This window comes from Stenotrophomonas sp. GD04054, from assembly GCF_029836955.1.
In the GTDB taxonomy this organism is placed as follows: domain Bacteria; phylum Pseudomonadota; class Gammaproteobacteria; order Xanthomonadales; family Xanthomonadaceae; genus Stenotrophomonas; species Stenotrophomonas maltophilia_A.
The window spans coordinates 1-17,376 of the sequence record NZ_JAOECR010000073.1; the positions used below are offsets into that span (position 1 = coordinate 1).

Sequence of the window (17,376 nt, forward strand, 5' to 3'; positions counted from 1 at the left end):
ATGGCTCGACGCTACAAGGACATTCTGTGCGAAATTTGCACAGATCATGTGCTTTTACATGGCTGGTTCGTGCGCCGTCCGCTCCGCATCATGTGCCCACTTTCCACCGCACAGGAGCTTGAACATGAACCTCACCGCCTTTGGTCTGGCCAGCCTGATCGGCATGGCCACCGTTACCCCCGTCACCGCTGCCGAACCGGCCCATCCCACCATCCGCCACATGGCTGGCGCACCCGTTGTGGCTTCGCTGGATGCGGCGAAGACCGCCGTGCTGGTGATCGACTTCCAGAACGAATACTTCGACGGCAGCGCTGTGCCGGGCTTCGCCGGTGGCCGCATGGTCATCCCCGATGGCGTGGCCGCACTGCGGCAGGCGAAGCGGGTGGTCGAGTTCGCCGATGCCCACGGCATCCGCGTGATCCATGTGCAGCACGTGTTGCCGGCTGGTGCGCCGCTGTTCGCGCAGGGCAGCGTCAATGCCGCCTTCCATCGCGACCTGCAGCCGCGCAAGGGCGAGACCGTGGTGCGGAAGGACAACGTCAGCGTGTTCGCCGGTGACTCGGCCGCAGTGCTCGACCAGGTGCTGAAGGATGCCGGCATCGACACCCTGATCGTCACCGGCCTGCAGACCCATGCCTGCGTGGCAGGTGCCGCCCGCGATGCCGCAGCGGCACCGCGTGGCTACCGTGTCATCGTGTCGTCCGATGCAACTGCCAGCCGTGATCTGGATCTTGCCGGAGGCCAGCGCATCGGTCATCGCGCGCTGCATGACGCCTCGCTGGCGCAGATTGAGGACACCTTTGGCGATGTCATGGCGACTGACGCGATCCTGGCACTGCCGGTGCGCAAGGCCGGCGACGGCGCTTGATAAGCTGACGGGGCCCGCACGCCGCGGGCCCCGCCACCTGGAGCTGCCCGCCGATGGACCATTTCGCCGCCCTGCGTGCGCTGCGCGCCATCGTCGATGCAGGCAGTTTCACCGCCGCCGCCGAACGACTGGGTACCACCCATTCGGCGATGTCACGGCAACTGCGGCAGCTGGAAGAACATCTGCAGGTTCGACTGCTCGATCGCAACAGCCGCCGGCTGTCACTGACCGAAGCCGGTCGCGATTACTACCGCGAGGCGGCAGCGCTGCTGGATCGCCTGCAGGAGGCGGATGATCGCGCACGCGCAGGGCAGGCACAGCCCAGCGGCACCGTGCGGATCAGCGTGCCGCAGGTGGTCGCCAGCCAGGAGCTGCCGCATTGGTTGCCGTCGTTCCTGCAGCGCTACCCACAGGTCACGCTGGATCTTTCCGCCGACGACCAGCTGGTTGATGTGGTCGGGGGTGGCTTCGATCTGGCGCTGCGCATCGCGCCTTCCTTGCCGGACAGCCAGCTGGTCGCCCGCGAGCTGGCCAGCTGCCCACGCATCCTGGTCGCCGCACCGGCCTATCTGGCGCGGCACGGTCTGCCCCGGCAGGCTTCGGACCTCGCACAGCACACGCTGCTGGGTTTCAGTCCCACAGCGGCGATGTCGCCCTGGCAGCTGCAGGGGCCACGCGGTGCCGCCGCGAGCATCGAGGCGGGGCAGCGCCTGCGGGTGGATGCGACGCCAGCGTTGTACGCCGCCGCGCTGGCTGGCATGGGCATCAGCCTGTTTACTGCGCTGACCGTGCAGGAGGACCTGCGTGCCGGCCGCCTGATCCGTGTGCTGCCCGCCTGGCACGCCGGACAGCGGCGCTACTTCGCGCTGTATCCGCACGCGCGGGCGCTGGCGCCGAAGGTGCGTGCGCTGGTCGAGCACCTTGCGGCGCACTACGCTGCACAGGTGGGCGCGGCGGGGTAGTCGCGCGGCAGCAACCGAGGTGGTGATGGAGTCGGTGTATCTGCTGGTCGCGCTGGGCGCGATCGTCGCCGGATTCGTTCAGGGCCTGTCCGGCTTCGCCTTTGGCATGGTGGCGATGTCGTTCTGGGCATGGGGACTGGAGCCGCGGCTGGCGGCGACGCTTTCGGTGTTTGGTGCGCTGGTCGGGCAGCTGGTCGCAGTGTTCACCGTGCGCCGCGGTTTCAACCTGCGCCTGCTGCTGCCGTTCGTGCTGGGTGGGCTGGCCGGCATTCCGCTGGGCGTGACGGTGCTGCCACAGCTGGACATGGACTGGTTCAAGGCGCTGCTGGGTGGCTTCCTGGCGCTGTGGTGCCCGGTGATGCTGATGGCGCGCTCGTTGCCTCCGGTCCGCGTCGGCGGCCGTATCGGTGATGCGATTGCTGGCATGGCCGGTGGCGTGCTCAGTGGCATCGGCGGCTTTGCCGGGCCGGTGCCGACGTTGTGGAGCACCCTGCGAGGCTTCGGCAAGGACGAGCAGCGCGCGGTCATCCAGAACTTCAACCTGGCGATGCTGGCGGTGACCATGGCCACCTATGTCGGCAGCGGCCTGGTGAGCCGGCAGATGTTGCCGTACTTCGCCATCGTGGCACCGACCATGCTGGTGCCGACCCTGCTGGGCGCGCGGGTCTACATCGGCATCAGCGAGGCACGCTTCCGGCAGGTCGTGCTGGGCCTGCTGACCGCGTCAGGCATCGCGTTGCTGGCGTCGTCGCTGCCGGTACTGCTGGCGCGCTGAGGGAAGAACAAAAAAGGGCGCCACGAAGGGCGCCCTTTGTCGTCTACGGCATGTTTCGGCTCAGCGCTGCTGGATCTTCGACAGCAGGCGCAGGAATTCAACGTACAGCCAGACCAGGGTCACCATCAGGCCGAATGCGCCATACCACTCCATGTACTTCGGTGCACGCTGGGCGACACCGGTTTCGATGAAGTCGAAATCCAGCACCAGATTCAGCGCGGCCACGACCACCACGAACAGGCTGAAAGCAATGCCCAGCCAGCTGGAGTCGTGGATCACCGGCACGTCGATGTTGAAGAAGCCCAGCACGAATGACGCGAGGTAGAGCAGGGCGATGCCGCCAGTGGCGGCGACCACGCCCATCTTGAAGTTCTCGGTGGCCTTGATCAGGCCGCTGCGGTACGCGAACAGCAGCGCGAACAGGGTGCCAAAGGTCAGCAGCACCGCCTGGAACACGATGCCCGGGAACTTGGCGTTGAACACGGCCGAGATGGCGCCCAGGAACAGGCCTTCCACCAGCGCATACATCGGTGCGGTGACCGGCGACCATTCCTTCTTGAAGACGGTGATGAGCGCCAGCACGAGGCCGCCGATGGCGCCGCCCATGGCATACAGCTTGGCTCCGGCCATGACCTGGCCGTAGTCATCGATGGTCTGGTTCCAGGCGAAGGCGGCGGTCAGCACGGTCAACAGCAGCAGGAAGCCGGTCTTGTTGACGGTACCGTTGAGGGTCATGGCCTGGTCGGGGCTGGTCACCACCGAGCCACTGGCGAGGTCGAGGAAGGTGGACTCGGAAAGAGCCGGGTTGCCGCTGCGCATACGCGTTCTCCGTGCGAATGAGGGTCAGGACGGCCATCCGGCCGATGGGCGTGAGCATAGCCGATGACTGCTTTCGGCGTTGTGGCAGGCGCCGGATCTACGCATCCTGCGTTGACAGTTCCCAATGCGCTTGGCGACAATGACCAGCTCCCCGGGCATGGCCCGAGGGGATTGCAAGACCGGGGTATAGCGCAGTCTGGTAGCGCGCCTGCTTTGGGAGCAGGATGTCGGGGGTTCGAATCCCTCTACCCCGACCAATCCCACATCACGTCGGATTGGACACCGTTCCGGTTCGGGCGCCCGTAGCTCAACTGGATAGAGCACCGGCCTTCTAAGCCGGCGGTTACAGGTTCGATTCCTGTCGGGCGCGCCATTGGAATCAATGGTTTAAGTGCTCACATCCGTGAACATTGGTTCCCATTCGATGGCTGCACGACCCTGGGTGGCGAGCATTCCACCTTCCTCTTTTCCGATGAAAGATGCCCTTTGTATGGGGTGCAGTCGCACGACGTGATGTCATTCCGGTTGCGGTTGACCGGCGTCTGACGTCGATCGGCTCACTCCGCAGGTGCTTGAGCAGCGCCGCCTGGGATGGGGCAATGCACCCGGCAAAGAAAAAAGGCCAGCGCTATGCGCTGGCCTTTTTCAATGTCGCGATGGATGCACTCTGGTCGAGTGCACCCCGGATGGATCACATCTGTTCCAGTTCGCCCACTCGCACTTTGCCGCCACCGCCGCAGTTGCCGTGGCAGCCGCCGCTGATCGGGCCGCTGCCGCCGCCACCACCGCCGCCACCGCCGCCGCCACCACCACCGCCGCGGGAGTTGGGCGGGAGGACGGTCGAAATCACTTCGCCGGAGTCGAAACCTGCACCTCGCCACGTGTAGTTGACGCAGGAAATACCGTTGCAGACGGTCAGGACATCGCCGGTCTGGACGCGCGTCTGGGCAGTCCAGACCGTGGTCCGGCCGTCATTGAGCTTCTGGACCTCTTGGGAAAGCTGCTGGTTGGTCACCGGATCGGGATACGGGGTTGTCAGCGTGCATCCGGCGGTGCAGTTGATGACGCCAGGAAGCTTTTTCGCTTGAAGGCTCCCGGCCGCCATGAACAGCAGCACGCCTGCAATGGCGGGAATGGAGTTTCTACCAAGCGAAGGGATAATCCCAATCAGTCTAGCTTTCACAATAGGTCCTTATCGTGGGATGCAACAGTTCTTGAAGATTTCGTTCGATGAAATGCGGGCTTTCTCTTTCTCTTGGCTGCTCAGGTTTTTCTCATGGTTGGCAATGTCATCGGTGGTGGCAAAACGTGGGTCCAGCCGGTTGAGGACGCGGGTGTACGCCAGGGCCGCAACGGGATCCGCAGGAACGATGCCGCCATAGGTGTAGGCCATCGCCATGTCGCTGATGACATTGACGTTCCCTTGTGATTCCAGTTCGCGCAGATATCCGGTGGCGGTGTCCTTCCACGCCTCGAGCGCCGCGGGATCACGGATTGCGTCATCAAGCGAACCGATGACTTTCTCCGGCGATCGCGAGTAGGCGCGCATCGCTTCCTGCGAGCCCATGGCGGCGGCCTTCGAAAGCCAATCGGCGTGATAGATGTCCTGATCCAGAGCCAGCGACTCACACTCTTTGAGGATTCGTTCCGACCGCTCCAGGAACCAGTTGCCGGCCCCGACCGTGGTGGCCGAATCCGCCAGCTTGTCAGCGCGATCCGAGATGAAGGTCTGGCATTGCTCGATGGTTCGATAGATTTCGTAGGTTGCCGTGGCATCTCCGGATTCGGAGCGCAGCATCAGTTGCTTGACGTGGGCAAGCGCGTCACCGGGAGGCCGGAACTCATTGCCTCTTACGATTTCGTAGGCCTTGGGGCCCACGGCCTTGTACGAGCCCGGCGGGATCTTGTTGTCCCGCTCAAGCCTTTGCGCGGCCGCCGCACCTGACGCCGGAAGCTGCCTTCCCTGGTCAGGCCGTTCATCGAGGCTGCCACTCTTCCCGGATTCCTCTGCCGTGGCATCCGCAGTTGCCTGCTGCCGGTAGCCGGACATTGCAACGGCTGCCACTGCCAGCACGGCTGCCAGCGCGACGAATCCGATTAGCCGCTTGCTCATCTATTGATCTCACCTTCATTGCAGGAATCGGCATGGTTGCAAACGCGCGCCCTGCGTTCCATGTCCTGCAGCTAACGTTGTATGAATGGATCTCCCCCATCCCTATTTGAGATTCATTCACGATTTGTTCACTATGCGTTCATGCTCTCGGGGCGTGCCCGACGACGGGCGGGCTGTTCGCCAGGGCCTGACATCCGGTGCGTGCGGCACGCGCCTTCTCTGGCTCGGGATGGATGCAGATTCGAACGGCGTGGGTGAGGTGAAGCAGGTGCTGGTCGAAGTACATCGGCGGCGCAGGCGCCAACGGCTGCTTACCTTCTGCCGCGGTGCTGTCGCCTTGCGGGCGTTTGCTGGCCTGCTGATGGGGGTGACGGCCGAACGCAACACGTCGTTCGATGTGATCGAAACGATGTCGCCGATGGACAGTTGCGACCGATGTTCTGGGCCGACGATGAGCGCTTGCACGCGCAGGGTGTGCAAGCGATTACCCGTCGAGTGCTTCTTGGCAGGACGCAGTCGCGCAACGTGATGTTTCAGTTGTTCGACGGAGCGGGCCAGCCACGCCTGCAGCTGCAGGTCACGCCGAAAGGGGAGGCCACGCTGTCATTCCTGGATGGGCATGCGGACATCGCGCGCGTGACCTCGGCGGAGCAGCATTGATCTCCTGTTCCGGCCCCTGCACATCAATGTGAAGAAGTGCTTGCAATTCCTTCGCGACTCCCGGAAAATGCCGGACTCGCTTCGGGGGACGGACTTCTGGTTCCACCCGCTAGCAAAGCATCAAGGTCCAGCGTCAGCCTCATCGGCGGTGGAGCGAAAGTTTCAGTGGTGGCTGTAGCTCAGTTGGTTAGAGTACCGGATTGTGATTCCGGTGGTCGGGGGTTCGAATCCCCTCAGCCACCCCACTGATTCAACCGCATCGGCGCAGCCGAAACGGTATTGCAATAAACAGAAAGCACGCTACAATGTGCGTCTGAGTTTTACGGGCCGTTAGCTCAGTTGGTAGAGCAGTTGACTCTTAATCAATAGGTCCAAGGTTCGAATCCTTGACGGCCCACCAAGACAGAAGCCACCTGGTATCCCAGGTGGCTTTTTTCTTATAAGTGTGACTCCCATCGTTTCGATGGATCACGGGTTGCAGAGCCCTGCTTGGCCGTGGATCTGCAATGCAGCGGGACCGCAGTGCTGGTTTCAACGATGTTGAAAAAAGTGCTTGCACCCACCGAGCGGATCGGGTCATAATTCGCGCCCCGATTTCGGGCTGTTAGCTCAGTTGGTAGAGCAGTTGACTCTTAATCAATAGGTCCAAGGTTCGAATCCTTGACAGCCCACCAGACGAAAGCCACTTGGTTCGCCAAGTGGCTTTTTTCTTGTCTGCGCGCCGGGTTGCGCTTCATCCACGCATGGTGTGGATCTGCTGAAACGGCGCATGGCGTGGATCTACTGAAGCGATGCTGAAATCAGGGGCATACGCGTCATCAGTGTTTTCAATGCTGTGCGCTGCTTCTCACCGCATCCTTCCTGCATCGCACCCAATGGATCTTCCGCGCCGAAGGCGCATGCACGAAGGAAGATGTTGATGGCTGATATCAATCGATTGCACCGCACGCTGTGGGTTCCCTTCGCGTTGATGGCGCTGGCTGCCTGCACGCCGGCCAATGATCCCGCGAAGACCGTTGAACGCGATGCGGGCACGGAGAGCACTCCGGCGCGCCCGGTGGGTGACGCCATGCAGATGCAGCCGGCTCAGCCTGCGGAAGCGGAGGTCCTGCCTGACGCGGTGGATGTGCAGCGCAATGCGGACGGTTCGGTGGATGTGCGCAAGGCCATGCCGGAGTCGGTGGCCCTGCGCCGTACCGACGACGGGGGCGTGGAGATCCGCAAGGGGGAGGCGCCCGCCGAACATGCCGGCATGGCACCGGCCCGCGCTGTACCGCAGCAGTAAGCCGCAGTCGTCCTGGCGGGCGGTGCGCCCGCCGGGGCGGCAGCGATGCAGGGGGCGCGGCCATCGCGGCAGATTCAGTTTTGTGCAGGCCTTCCGCTTCCTGCCCCCGCCTGCGACAATGAACGCCTGAGCCGGCCACGCGAAAGTGGCGGAATTGGTAGACGCCCTGGATTTAGGTTCCAGTGCCGCAAGGCGTGGGGGTTCGAGTCCCCCCTTTCGCACCAGTGCCGGCCTGTCCCCGCCCTGATCGGGCCATCTGCGCCCCCTTGACCGGCACGCGCTGGCAGTGCAGGCCGAATTGGGCGAAACTAAAGGGCTGCGGCAAGCAGGCGCGTCCCAGACGTCGTGTCCTTACAACCGTTTCATCCCAATCATCGAGCCGGGGGCGTGGGCCACCGGTGGCAGGAGTCAACATGCAAGCTTCGATCGAATCCACCGGCAACCTGGAACGCCGCCTGAGCTTCTCGCTGCCGGAAGAGCGTCTGCAGAGCCACATCGTCGGCCGCCTGGGCGAAATCGCCCGTACCACCCGCATCAAGGGTTTCCGTCCGGGCAAGGTGCCGGCCAAGGTGATCGAGCAGCGCTTCGGCGCGCAGGTCCGTGGCGAGGCGCTGGACGGCCTGCTGCGCGAAACCTTCGATGCCGCCGTGCGTGAGCACGACCTGCGCATCGTCGGCAGCCCGCGCATCGACAAGGGCGACGAGGGTGAATTCTCCTTCGTGGCCACCGTGGAAGTGGTGCCGGACTTCGGCGATATCGACGTCAGCAAGCTGACCGTCGTGCGCCACAGCGCCGAGATCACCGACGCCGACATCGACCAGATGATCGAGAACCTGCAGAACCAGCGTCGTACCTGGGCCCCGGTCAGCCGTGGCGCGCAGGACGGTGACCTGGTCGCGGTGGAAACCTGGTCGCAGGCCGGCGAAGAGCGCCTGCCGGCCGAGGGCACCGAGAAGGGTTCGATCGTGCTCGGCCAGGGCATGATGTTCGACACCATCGAAAAGGGCCTGGTCGGCCTGGCCAAGGGCGAAGAAAAGACCCTGGACGTCGAGTTCCCGGCTGACTGGCGCGTGCCGGTGCTGGCCGGCAAGACCGTGCAGGTGACCGTCAAGGTTGCCGAAGTGTCCGAGCCGGTCGTGCCGGCGGTCGACGAAGCCTTCATCAAGAGCTTCGGCGTGAAGGGCGGCGACGTCGAGCAGTTCCGCAGCGACATCCGCGCCAACCTGGAGCGCGAGCTGAAGGGTGCCCTGATGAACCGCCTGCGCCGCGAAGTGGGCGAGCAGCTGATCGCCGCCTATTCGTCGGTGGAAATGCCGCCGCGCCTGGTCGAGAACGAAGCCCGCGCCATGCTGGCCCAGCAGGTCGAGCAGATCCGCCGCAACGGCCAGAACGTCGGCGAGATCCCGGCCGATGCCCACGAAGGCTTCAAGGAAGCGGCCGCCAAGCGCGTGCTGGTCGGCCTGCTGGTCGGTGAAGTGGCCCGCATCAATGACCTGCGCCTGGAAGCCAAGCGCCTGAACGAAACGATGCGTCTGATCGCTTCGACCTACGAAGAGCCGGAACAGGTCATTGAGATGTACCGCAACGACCCCCAGCTGATGTCTGGCCTGCAGAACCGTGTGATGGAAGAGCAGGTGATCGACTGGATCGCCGAGCGCGCCCAGCACACCGAAGAGAAGCTGTCGTTCCAGGACGCGATCCGCCAGTAAGCCCGGGCGGATCACCGGATGCCCCGCGCCTTTGCCGGCGCGGGGTTGTTGCCCCCCAAGATAGGTACCTCACGTAATGGACAACCGAACCAAAGCCCTGAACCTGGTTCCGATGGTGGTCGAGCAGACCAGCCGCGGCGAGCGTGCCTACGACATCTATTCGCGCCTGTTGAAGGAGCGCCTGATCTTCCTCGTGGGCCCGATCGACGATCACATGGCCAACGTGGTGGTGGCGCAGTTGCTGTTCCTGGAGTCGGAGAACCCGGAAAAGGACATCAACATCTACATCAACTCGCCGGGTGGCGTGGTCACCGCCGGCATGGCGATCTACGACACCATGCAGTACATCAAGCCGAATGTGAGCACCACCTGCATCGGCCAGGCCGCCTCGATGGGCGCCCTGCTGCTGGCCGCGGGCGAAGCTGGCAAGCGCTATGCGCTGCCGAACTCGCGCGTGATGATCCACCAGCCGCTGGGTGGCTACCAGGGCCAGGCCACCGACATCGACATCCACGCGCGTGAGATCCTGACCCTGCGTTCGCGCCTGAACGAGGTGCTGGCCAAGCACACCGGCCAGTCGCTGGAGACGATCGCCCGCGACACCGAGCGCGACAACTTCAAGAGCGCCTTCGAGGCGCAGGCCTATGGTCTGGTCGACCAGGTCCTGGAGCGTCGTCCGGACGAGTCGATCCAGGCCGGCTGACCGGCCATCACGGGGCCATGGAGGCCCCGTTCCTGCAGGGTCGGGCGGGACTGGTGTCCCCTCGGCCCTGTGCTATTCTCGAATCGAACCCCCGTTCAGCGGGTGGGGTAACTGGGTAAGCGAAGCATGAGCGAAGACCGCCAAGGTCGTTCCACGGACACCGGCAAGATCCTCTACTGCTCTTTCTGCGGCAAGAGCCAGCATGAAGTGCGCAAGCTGATTGCGGGTCCGAGCGTATTCATCTGCGATGAGTGCGTGGAGCTGTGCAACGACATCATCCGTGAGGAACTTGAGGAAAAGGCGCAGTCGGCGCGCAGTTCGCTGCCCAAGCCGCGCGAGATCCTCGAGGTCCTCGACCAGTACGTGATCGGCCAGAACCGCGCCAAGCGCACGCTGGCCGTGGCCGTGTACAACCACTACAAGCGCATCGAGAGCCGGCAGAAGAACGACGACGTCGAACTGGCGAAGTCGAACATCCTGCTGGTCGGTCCGACCGGTTCGGGCAAGACGCTGCTGGCCGAGACCCTGGCCCGCCTGCTCAACGTGCCGTTCACCATGGCCGACGCCACCACACTGACCGAAGCCGGTTACGTGGGCGAGGACGTGGAGAACATCATCCAGAAGCTGCTGCAGAAGTGCGACTACGACGTCGAGAAGGCGCAGCAGGGCATCGTCTACATCGATGAAATCGACAAGATCTCGCGCAAGAGCGAGAACCCGTCGATCACCCGCGATGTGTCCGGCGAAGGCGTGCAGCAGGCCCTGCTGAAGCTGATCGAAGGCACCGTGGCCAGCGTTCCGCCGCAGGGCGGCCGCAAGCACCCGCAGCAGGAATTCCTGCAGGTGGACACCAAGAACATCCTGTTCATCTGCGGCGGCGCGTTCGCCGGGCTGGACAAGGTTATCCAGGCCCGTTCCACCGACGTCGGCAGCATCGGCTTCGGCGCCAAGGTGAAGAGCAGCGAGCGCAAGCAGGAAGTGGGCAAGGTGCTGGCCGAAGTCGAGCCGGAAGACCTGATCAAGTTCGGCCTGATCCCCGAGTTCGTCGGCCGCCTGCCGGTGGTGGCGACCCTGGAGGAGCTGGACGAGCCGGCCCTGATCAGGATCCTGACCGAGCCGAAGAACGCCATCACCAAGCAGTTCAAGAAGCTGTTCGAGATGGAGAACGTCGAGCTGGAGTTCCGTCCGGACGCGTTGTCGGCCATCGCCAGGAAGGCGCTCAAGCGCAAGACCGGCGCCCGTGGCCTGCGCACCATCGTCGAATCGGTCCTGCTGGACACCATGTACGACCTGCCGTCGCAGGAAAACGTCAGCAAGGTGGTGGTGGACGAGTCGGTGATCGAGCACAAGTCCGAGCCGTACCTGATCTACCAGACCCCGGCGGCCCCTGAACAGAAGGCCGCAGGCGCCGAGTGATCCTTCCAGGTTGTTGATTGGAAAGGATTTTCAAGGAATGCCTTGCATCTGAAAGCCGATGGCCCCATAACGGGGCCATCGGCTTTTTTTGTCTCCGGAAGATGCCCTCCCGGAGGCGGTTTTCCCCTTCCCTGGAGCCCCCATGGCCCGTTCCCCAAGTGAAACCCTCGACCTGCCGGTCCTGCCGCTGCGCGACGTAGTGGTGTTCCCGCACATGGTCATCCCGCTGTTCGTCGGCCGTGACAAGTCCATGCACGCGCTCGAACAGGCAATGGAGTCGGACAAGCGCATCCTGCTGCTGGCGCAGAAGTCGGCCGAGACCGACGACCCGCATGCGGCCGACCTCTACCAGGTCGGTACGCTGGCGCAGGTGCTGCAGCTGCTGAAGCTGCCCGACGGCACCATCAAGGTGCTGGTCGAAGGCCTGTCGCGCGTGCAGGTCACCCACGTCGATGAGCGTAACGGCTCGCTGCACGGCCAGGCCGTGGAGATCGACGCCACCGACGAGCGCGAAGCACGCGAGGTGGAGGCGATCGCCCGCTCGCTGATGTCGCTGTTCGAGCAGTACGTGAAGACCAATCGCAAGCTGCCGCCGGAGCTGCTGCAGACGTTGTCGGGCATCGATGAGCCGGCCCGCCTGGCCGACACTATCGCCGCGCACATCAGCGTGCGCCTGGCCGACAAGCAGCGCCTGCTGGAAACGCTGGCCGTCGGTGACCGCCTGGAGATGCTGGTCGGCCTGGTCGATGGCGAGATCGACGTGCAGCAGATGGAAAAGCGCATCCGCGGCCGCGTGAAGTCGCAGATGGAGAAGAGCCAGCGCGAGTACTACCTCAACGAGCAGATGAAGGCCATCCAGAAGGAACTGGGTGACCTGGACGACGCACCAGGCGAGCTGGAAGAGCTGGCCCGCAAGATCGCCGAAGCCGGCATGCCGAAGGCCGTTGAAGCCAAGGCGCGCAACGAACTGAACAAGCTCAAGCAGATGTCGCCGATGTCGGCCGAAGCCGCTGTGGTGCGCAACTACCTGGAGTGGCTGCTGGGCGTGCCGTGGAAGAAGCGCAGCAAGGTGCGCAAGGACCTGAAGGCTGCGCAGGACACCCTCGACGCCGATCACTACGGCCTGGAGAAGGTCAAGGAACGCATCCTTGAATACCTGGCGGTACAGTCGCGCGTGAAGCAGATGAAGGGCCCGATCCTGTGCCTGGTCGGACCGCCGGGCGTGGGCAAGACCTCGCTGGGCCAGTCCATCGCCAAGGCCACCAACCGCAAGTTCGTGCGCATGTCGCTGGGCGGCGTGCGCGACGAAGCCGAGATCCGTGGCCACCGTCGTACCTACGTCGGTTCGATGCCGGGCCGCATCGTGCAGAACCTCAACAAGGTCGGCAGCAAGAACCCGCTGTTCGTGCTCGACGAGATCGACAAGATGTCGATGGACTTCCGTGGCGATCCGTCGTCGGCGCTGCTGGAAGTGCTCGACCCGGAGCAGAACAACGCGTTCAACGACCACTACCTGGAAGTGGACCTGGACCTGTCCGAAGTGATGTTCGTGGCCACCTCGAACTCGCTCAATATTCCCGGCCCGCTGCTGGACCGCATGGAAGTGATCCGCATCCCCGGCTACACCGAGGACGAGAAGCTCAACATCGCCACCCGCTACCTGGTGCCGAAGCAGATCAAGGCCAACGGCCTGCAGCCGGAAGAGCTGGAGATCGGCAGCGATGCGATCCAGGACATCGTGCGCTACTACACGCGCGAATCGGGCGTGCGCAACCTGGAACGCGAGATCGCCAAGATCTGCCGCAAGGTGGTGAAGGAGATCGCGCTGGCCGGCCCGCAGCCGGTGAAGGCGAAGAAGGGCGCGAAGAAGTCCAAGGCGCTGGTGAGCGTGTCCAGCAAGAACCTGGACAAGTACCTGGGTGTGCGTCGCTTCGATTTCGGCCGCGCCGAGGAAGAGAACGAGATCGGCCTGGTCACCGGCCTGGCCTGGACCGAAGTCGGTGGCGATCTGCTGCAGATCGAATCGACGCTGGTGCCGGGCAAGGGCCAGCTGATCCTGACCGGCCAGCTCGGCAACGTGATGAAGGAATCGGCTTCGGCGGCGTTGTCGGTGGTGCGTTCGCGCGCGGTCGGCTTTGGCATCGACAGCGACTTCCTGCAGAAGCACGACGTGCACCTGCACGTGCCCGATGGTGCCACGCCGAAGGACGGACCGAGTGCCGGTGCGGCAATGGTCACCTCGCTGGTGTCGATGCTGACCAAGGTGCCGGTGCGTGCCGACGTGGCGATGACCGGTGAGATCACCCTGCGTGGTCGTGTCACCGCCATCGGTGGCTTGAAGGAGAAACTGCTGGCCGCACTGCGCGGTGGTATCCGCACGGTCATCATTCCGGAAGAGAACCGCAAGGACCTTGCAGATATTCCGGCCAACGTCACCCGCGATCTGGAGATCGTGCCGGTGAAGTACATCGAAGAGGTCCTGGACCTGGCGCTGGAGCGCCCGCTGGCACCGAAGAAGGCGCGCAAGAGTGCGCAGCGTGTCACGGTGCGCAGCAAGGCCAAACCGAGTGGAAGCGCGCGCGTCAAGCATTGACGCGCGCTGTCCGATGGCCCGAAACCCGCGTCGTTGCTGGCTTTCCAGCTTGCGTGGGGGTAGGGCCACTGGTATAAAAGCAGCACTCGCGAATGAGTGATCGCTGTCAGCGATGACTGAATCGGCGAACCGTTTCCACATGGCGGCCGCATGCAGAAGGCGTGCGGTTGCTTCCCTGTCGAATAAGCGGAACCCACCGCCAAAGGAGTTGTAGAGAATGAACAAGACCGAATTGATCGATGCCGTTGCTGAAGCTGCCGACCTGACCAAGGCCGAGTCCAGCCGCGCTGTCGATGCCGTCGTTGCTGCCGTCACCAAGGCGCTGAAGGACGGCGATGCGGTCACCCTGGTTGGCTTCGGTACCTTCCAGGTCCGCGACCGTGCTGCCCGCACCGGCCGCAACCCGAAGACCGGCGACACCATCAAGATCGCTGCTTCGAAGAATCCGTCGTTCAAGGCTGGTAAGGCCCTGAAGGATGCTGTAAACTAAGCGGCTCGCTGGGGTGCTTAGCTCAGCGGTAGAGCGTCTCCTTTACACGGAGAGGGTCGGGGGTTCGAAACCCTCAGCACCCACCACAGCACCGCGGTAAAAGTTTGAGTGTGGAGCGGTAGTTCAGCTGGTTAGAATGCTGGCCTGTCACGCCGGAGGTCGCGGGTTCGAGTCCCGTCCGCTCCGCCATTCAACGAGGCCTCCGGCCAAAAGCTGGAGGCTTTGTTTTCTCCCCGGTTCAGGCCGGTGGGAAAACAGGAAATAGCAACAATGCGGAGCGGTAGTTCAGCTGGTTAGAATGCTGGCCTGTCACGCCGGAGGTCGCGGGTTCGAGTCCCGTCCGCTCCGCCACTACATCGAGGCCCCCGGCCTAAAGCTGGGGGCCTTGTCTTCTCACCGACAGGTTCGGAAGGAAGGCGAAAAGGTTTTTGCAAGAACGGAGCGGTAGTTCAGCTGGTTAGAATGCTGGCCTGTCACGCCGGAGGTCGCGGGTTCGAGTCCCGTCCGCTCCGCCATTGCAGAATTCTTAAGTCCCTGTGAAAAAACTTTGAAAAAAGTGTTCATCGGGCTGGGTTTCCAGGGAGTCTTCGGATATACTGGGCGCCTGCAAAGTTTCAGCGCGGAGCGGTAGTTCAGCTGGTTAGAATGCTGGCCTGTCACGCCGGAGGTCGCGGGTTCGAGTCCCGTCCGCTCCGCCAACTTTAAAAGCCCTCGGCGCAAGCCGGGGGCTTTTTCTTTGTGCCCTGCGGCAGGCCTGCCGAGGTGCTGACGGCACAGGTCCGCGGAGATCGGCGCAGGCCGCGCCGGCGCTGCTTTTGGTCCCTGCGACGAAGCGGGTTACACTGCCGGGCTCGCCAATCAGGCCTTGTGATTCCTCACCATGCTGCAGAAACTCCGCGACAAGACCTCAGGCTGGATCGTCACCGTGATCCTGGGGCTGCTGATGATTCCGTTCCTGTTCGTGATCGACAACAGCTACCTGGGTGGCGTTGGCGCACAGAACGTGGCCAAGGTTTCCGCGCCTCCGACCTGGTGGCGTTCGGCACCGTCGTGGTGGCCGGTGCGCATGCTGTGGCAGCACCACGAGATCAGCGCGCAGGATTTCCGCACCCGCTTCGAGCAGGAGCGCATGCGTGAGCGCCAGCAGCAGGGCGAGAACTTCGACCCGCGCGCGTTCGAAAGCACTGAAAACAAGATGGCCGTGCTCGATCAGCTGATCGACGAGCAGGTCGTGCGCCTGGTGGGCGAGCAGGCCGGTGTTGTGATCGGCGATGGCGCGGTGCGCGAGTACATCGCCACCATCCCGGCCTTCCTCGATTCGAACGGCAAGTTCAACGAGAACAACTACCGCCTGGCCTTGGCCGGTGGCAATCCGCCGCGTACCCCCACGCAGTTCCAGGAGCTGGTGCGCGAGAGCCTGCAGCAGTCGGTGATCCCGTCGGGCCTGCAGAATTCGGGCTTCGTCACCCAGGCCGAGACCGAGCGTCTGCTGAAGCTGCTGGGTGAGACCCGCGACGTCGAACTGGCCGCGCTGCCGGAGGTTCCGGCCGATACCGCGCCGGTCACCGATGAGCAGATCAAGCAGTGGTACGACAGCCACGGCAAGGATTTCCGCCAGGCCGAAAGCGTGTCGCTGGAATACGTCGAGATCAATGGCGCCAACCTGCCGGCACCGACCGCGGCCGACGAAGCGACCCTGCGCAAGCGCTATGAGGACGAGAAGGCGAAGTTCACTTCGCCGGAACAGCGCCAGGCCGCGCACATCCTGATCACCGGTGACGGTGCCGAAGCCAAGGCGAACAAGATCGCCACCGAAGCCAAGGCGGCGGGTGCCGACTTCGCTGCACTGGCCAAGGCCAATTCGGAAGACCCGGGTTCGAAGGACCAGGGCGGTGATCTGGGCTGGGTCGAGCGTGGCGCGATGGTCAAGCCGTTCGAAGACGCCCTGTTCGCCGCCAAGGCGGGTGACGTGATCGGCCCGGTCAAGACCGACTTCGGCTACCACGTCATCAAGGTCGCCGCGGTGCGTGGCGGCGAAGGCAAGTCGTTCGAGGAAGTGCGTGACACGCTGGCCGCCGAGCAGCTGAAGGCCGACAGCGAGCGCGGCTTCAACGAGCTGGCCGGCCACCTGGTCGATGCGATCAACAAGAGCCCGAGTGATCTGGCTGCTGCGGCCAAGGAAGTAAACCTGCCGCTGCAGACCCTGGGCCCGATCACCCGCGCAACCGCCAGTGGCATCGCCACCGATCCGGCTGTGCTGCGTGCGGCCTTCTCCGAAGTGCTGGTGCAGGATGGTACTGCCAGCGACCCGATCGCCCTGGGCGGTGCCACCAACCACAGCGTGGTCATCCGCGTTGCCGCGCATACCCCGGAACAGGCAACGCCGCTGGACAAGGCGCGTGAACAGGTGATCGCCGCGATCCGCGCCGACCGCCAGCGCCAGGCCAGCGACAAGGCCGCCGACGCCGTGCTGGCCAAGCTGAAGGCCGGTGCCACCCTGCAGTCGCTGACCGCCAGCGAGAAGCTGCAGCTGAGCCCGATGCCGGGCCTGCCGCGCAGCCAGCCGGTGCCGACCCCGGAAATCAACCGCGCGATCTTCAGTGCGCCGGTGCCGGCGGAAGGCAAGCCGAGCTACGGCAAGGTCGACGTCAACGGCCACGCGCTGCTGTTCGCCGTGAACAAGGTCAACCCGGGCGACATCAAGGAAGTGACCGCCGAGCAGCAGAAGCAGCTCAAGGATCAGCTGAGCCAGATCGACGGCATGGCCGCAGCCAAGGCCTACGTCGAGGCGATGCGCAGGAAGTTCGTGATCCAGACCACCGAAGAGAACCTGTAAGCCTCGCGGCGGGGCAGGATCGAAGAAGGCCCGGCATTGCCGGGCCTTTTTTGTGCCTTCGCGTCGTCTGTGGCGCGCTTGAGCTTTGGTAGTGGTCGAGCTTGCTCGACCGCCTTTTGTAGAGTCGTGCAGATGCAGTCGAGCATC

The 17,376-nt window shown here is 63.9% G+C and carries 15 protein-coding genes and 11 tRNA genes; 22 read left to right on the plus strand and 4 right to left on the minus strand.

Annotation, left to right across the window (positions count from 1 at the left end; genetic code table 11):
* The first annotated feature begins 124 nt into the window (after positions 1–124).
* The 3 genes from N7573_RS20870 to N7573_RS20880 are packed head-to-tail and all read left to right on the plus strand — an operon-like array spanning position 125 to position 2,605.
* Entirely contained in the window at positions 125–868 is a 744-nt protein-coding gene (locus tag N7573_RS20870; protein ID WP_279913348.1) for a cysteine hydrolase, read from the plus strand.
* 53 nt (positions 869–921) lie between these two features.
* Complete coding sequence (locus N7573_RS20875; RefSeq protein ID WP_100437398.1) at positions 922–1,830, plus strand: LysR family transcriptional regulator; 909 nt, start codon at positions 922–924, stop codon at positions 1,828–1,830.
* 25 nt (positions 1,831–1,855) lie between these two features.
* Entirely contained in the window at positions 1,856–2,605 is a 750-nt protein-coding gene (locus N7573_RS20880) for a sulfite exporter TauE/SafE family protein (protein WP_279913347.1), read from the plus strand.
* Between the two features lie 60 nt (positions 2,606–2,665).
* Here N7573_RS20880 and N7573_RS20885 read toward each other — a convergent pair whose 3' ends face one another.
* Positions 2,666–3,424 carry a Bax inhibitor-1/YccA family protein gene (locus N7573_RS20885; RefSeq protein WP_049400915.1) on the minus strand — a complete coding sequence of 253 codons (759 nt, stop codon included), beginning with the start codon at positions 3,422–3,424 and terminating at the stop codon, positions 2,666–2,668.
* A gap of 180 nt (positions 3,425–3,604) precedes the next feature.
* On the opposite strand from N7573_RS20885, the gene N7573_RS20890 reads away from it, so the two are divergent.
* Positions 3,605–3,681, plus strand: a tRNA-Pro gene (locus N7573_RS20890).
* 39 nt (positions 3,682–3,720) lie between these two features.
* Positions 3,721–3,797 (plus strand) — tRNA-Arg (locus N7573_RS20895).
* Between the two features lie 318 nt (positions 3,798–4,115).
* Here the strand turns inward: N7573_RS20895 and N7573_RS20900 are convergent.
* Both N7573_RS20900 and N7573_RS20905 read right to left on the minus strand, forming a co-directional pair.
* Positions 4,116–4,607 (minus strand): hypothetical protein, encoded by a 492-nt coding sequence (locus tag N7573_RS20900; RefSeq protein ID WP_162292252.1) that lies wholly within the window; start codon positions 4,605–4,607, stop codon positions 4,116–4,118.
* 9 nt (positions 4,608–4,616) lie between these two features.
* Positions 4,617–5,537 carry a hypothetical protein gene (locus N7573_RS20905; protein ID WP_071228867.1) on the minus strand — a complete coding sequence of 307 codons (921 nt, stop codon included), beginning with the start codon at positions 5,535–5,537 and terminating at the stop codon, positions 4,617–4,619.
* A 435-nt stretch (positions 5,538–5,972) separates the two neighbouring features.
* Between N7573_RS20905 and N7573_RS20910 the strand changes: the two genes are divergently transcribed.
* The 17 genes from N7573_RS20910 (at position 5,973) to N7573_RS20990 (ending at position 17,229) form a co-directional block, all read left to right on the plus strand.
* A complete protein-coding gene (locus N7573_RS20910; protein WP_279913346.1) occupies positions 5,973–6,197 on the plus strand; it encodes a hypothetical protein in 225 nt (74 codons plus the stop codon).
* A 168-nt stretch (positions 6,198–6,365) separates the two neighbouring features.
* Positions 6,366–6,442, plus strand: a tRNA-His gene (locus N7573_RS20915).
* Between the two features lie 79 nt (positions 6,443–6,521).
* Positions 6,522–6,597 (plus strand) — tRNA-Lys (locus N7573_RS20920).
* Positions 6,598–6,795: 198 nt separating this feature from the next.
* A tRNA-Lys gene (locus tag N7573_RS20925) sits at positions 6,796–6,871 on the plus strand.
* A gap of 245 nt (positions 6,872–7,116) precedes the next feature.
* Complete coding sequence (locus N7573_RS20930) at positions 7,117–7,482, plus strand: hypothetical protein (RefSeq protein ID WP_279913345.1); 366 nt, start codon at positions 7,117–7,119, stop codon at positions 7,480–7,482.
* A 139-nt stretch (positions 7,483–7,621) separates the two neighbouring features.
* Positions 7,622–7,706 (plus strand) — tRNA-Leu (locus N7573_RS20935).
* Between the two features lie 189 nt (positions 7,707–7,895).
* The gene (tig, locus tag N7573_RS20940; protein ID WP_049400909.1) at positions 7,896–9,191 is read left to right on the plus strand and encodes a trigger factor; all 1,296 of its coding nucleotides are present in this window, start codon (positions 7,896–7,898) and stop codon (positions 9,189–9,191) included.
* Between the two features lie 76 nt (positions 9,192–9,267).
* Positions 9,268–9,894: an ATP-dependent Clp endopeptidase proteolytic subunit ClpP gene (gene clpP, locus N7573_RS20945; RefSeq protein ID WP_004146318.1), complete on the plus strand. Its 627-nt coding sequence runs from the start codon at positions 9,268–9,270 to the stop codon at positions 9,892–9,894.
* Between the two features lie 126 nt (positions 9,895–10,020).
* Positions 10,021–11,310, plus strand: coding sequence for an ATP-dependent Clp protease ATP-binding subunit ClpX (gene clpX / locus N7573_RS20950; RefSeq protein ID WP_032129320.1), 1,290 nt, complete (start codon positions 10,021–10,023; stop codon positions 11,308–11,310).
* A 142-nt stretch (positions 11,311–11,452) separates the two neighbouring features.
* On the plus strand, positions 11,453–13,903 hold the full coding sequence (lon, locus tag N7573_RS20955) for an endopeptidase La (protein WP_032129321.1): 2,451 nt from the start codon (positions 11,453–11,455) through the stop codon (positions 13,901–13,903).
* Positions 13,904–14,120: 217 nt separating this feature from the next.
* A complete protein-coding gene (locus N7573_RS20960) occupies positions 14,121–14,393 on the plus strand; it encodes an HU family DNA-binding protein (RefSeq protein WP_004146343.1) in 273 nt (90 codons plus the stop codon).
* An 11-nt stretch (positions 14,394–14,404) separates the two neighbouring features.
* Positions 14,405–14,479: transfer RNA gene (locus tag N7573_RS20965), tRNA-Val, on the plus strand.
* Positions 14,480–14,505: 26 nt separating this feature from the next.
* Positions 14,506–14,582 (plus strand) — tRNA-Asp (locus tag N7573_RS20970).
* An 85-nt stretch (positions 14,583–14,667) separates the two neighbouring features.
* Positions 14,668–14,744, plus strand: a tRNA-Asp gene (locus N7573_RS20975).
* A gap of 87 nt (positions 14,745–14,831) precedes the next feature.
* Positions 14,832–14,908, plus strand: a tRNA-Asp gene (locus N7573_RS20980).
* 106 nt (positions 14,909–15,014) lie between these two features.
* Positions 15,015–15,091 (plus strand) — tRNA-Asp (locus N7573_RS20985).
* A gap of 182 nt (positions 15,092–15,273) precedes the next feature.
* Positions 15,274–17,229 carry a peptidyl-prolyl cis-trans isomerase gene (locus N7573_RS20990; protein WP_279913975.1) on the plus strand — a complete coding sequence of 652 codons (1,956 nt, stop codon included), beginning with the start codon at positions 15,274–15,276 and terminating at the stop codon, positions 17,227–17,229.
* On the opposite strand, the gene N7573_RS20995 is transcribed toward N7573_RS20990, so the two are convergent.
* Positions 17,172–17,376, minus strand: a 205-nt coding sequence (locus tag N7573_RS20995) for a hypothetical protein (protein ID WP_279913976.1), incomplete at its 5' end; no start/stop codon positions are given. The two genes, N7573_RS20990 and N7573_RS20995, sit on opposite strands and share 58 nt — an antisense overlap.

Coding starts and splice junctions, on each gene's coding strand:
- clpX (WP_032129320.1), top strand. CDS start 10,021: ATGAGCGAAGACCGCCAAGGTCGTTCCACGGACACCGGCAAGATCCTC.
- N7573_RS20870 (WP_279913348.1), top strand. CDS start 125: ATGAACCTCACCGCCTTTGGTCTGGCCAGCCTGATCGGCATGGCCACC.
- N7573_RS20905 (WP_071228867.1), bottom strand. CDS start 5,537: ATGAGCAAGCGGCTAATCGGATTCGTCGCGCTGGCAGCCGTGCTGGCA.
- clpP (WP_004146318.1), top strand. CDS start 9,268: ATGGACAACCGAACCAAAGCCCTGAACCTGGTTCCGATGGTGGTCGAG.
- tig (WP_049400909.1), top strand. CDS start 7,896: ATGCAAGCTTCGATCGAATCCACCGGCAACCTGGAACGCCGCCTGAGC.
- N7573_RS20880 (WP_279913347.1), top strand. CDS start 1,856: ATGGAGTCGGTGTATCTGCTGGTCGCGCTGGGCGCGATCGTCGCCGGA.
- N7573_RS20990 (WP_279913975.1), top strand. CDS start 15,274: ATGCTGCAGAAACTCCGCGACAAGACCTCAGGCTGGATCGTCACCGTG.
- N7573_RS20930 (WP_279913345.1), top strand. CDS start 7,117: ATGGCTGATATCAATCGATTGCACCGCACGCTGTGGGTTCCCTTCGCG.
- N7573_RS20875 (WP_100437398.1), top strand. CDS start 922: ATGGACCATTTCGCCGCCCTGCGTGCGCTGCGCGCCATCGTCGATGCA.
- N7573_RS20885 (WP_049400915.1), bottom strand. CDS start 3,424: ATGCGCAGCGGCAACCCGGCTCTTTCCGAGTCCACCTTCCTCGACCTC.
- N7573_RS20960 (WP_004146343.1), top strand. CDS start 14,121: ATGAACAAGACCGAATTGATCGATGCCGTTGCTGAAGCTGCCGACCTG.
- lon (WP_032129321.1), top strand. CDS start 11,453: ATGGCCCGTTCCCCAAGTGAAACCCTCGACCTGCCGGTCCTGCCGCTG.
- N7573_RS20910 (WP_279913346.1), top strand. CDS start 5,973: ATGTTCTGGGCCGACGATGAGCGCTTGCACGCGCAGGGTGTGCAAGCG.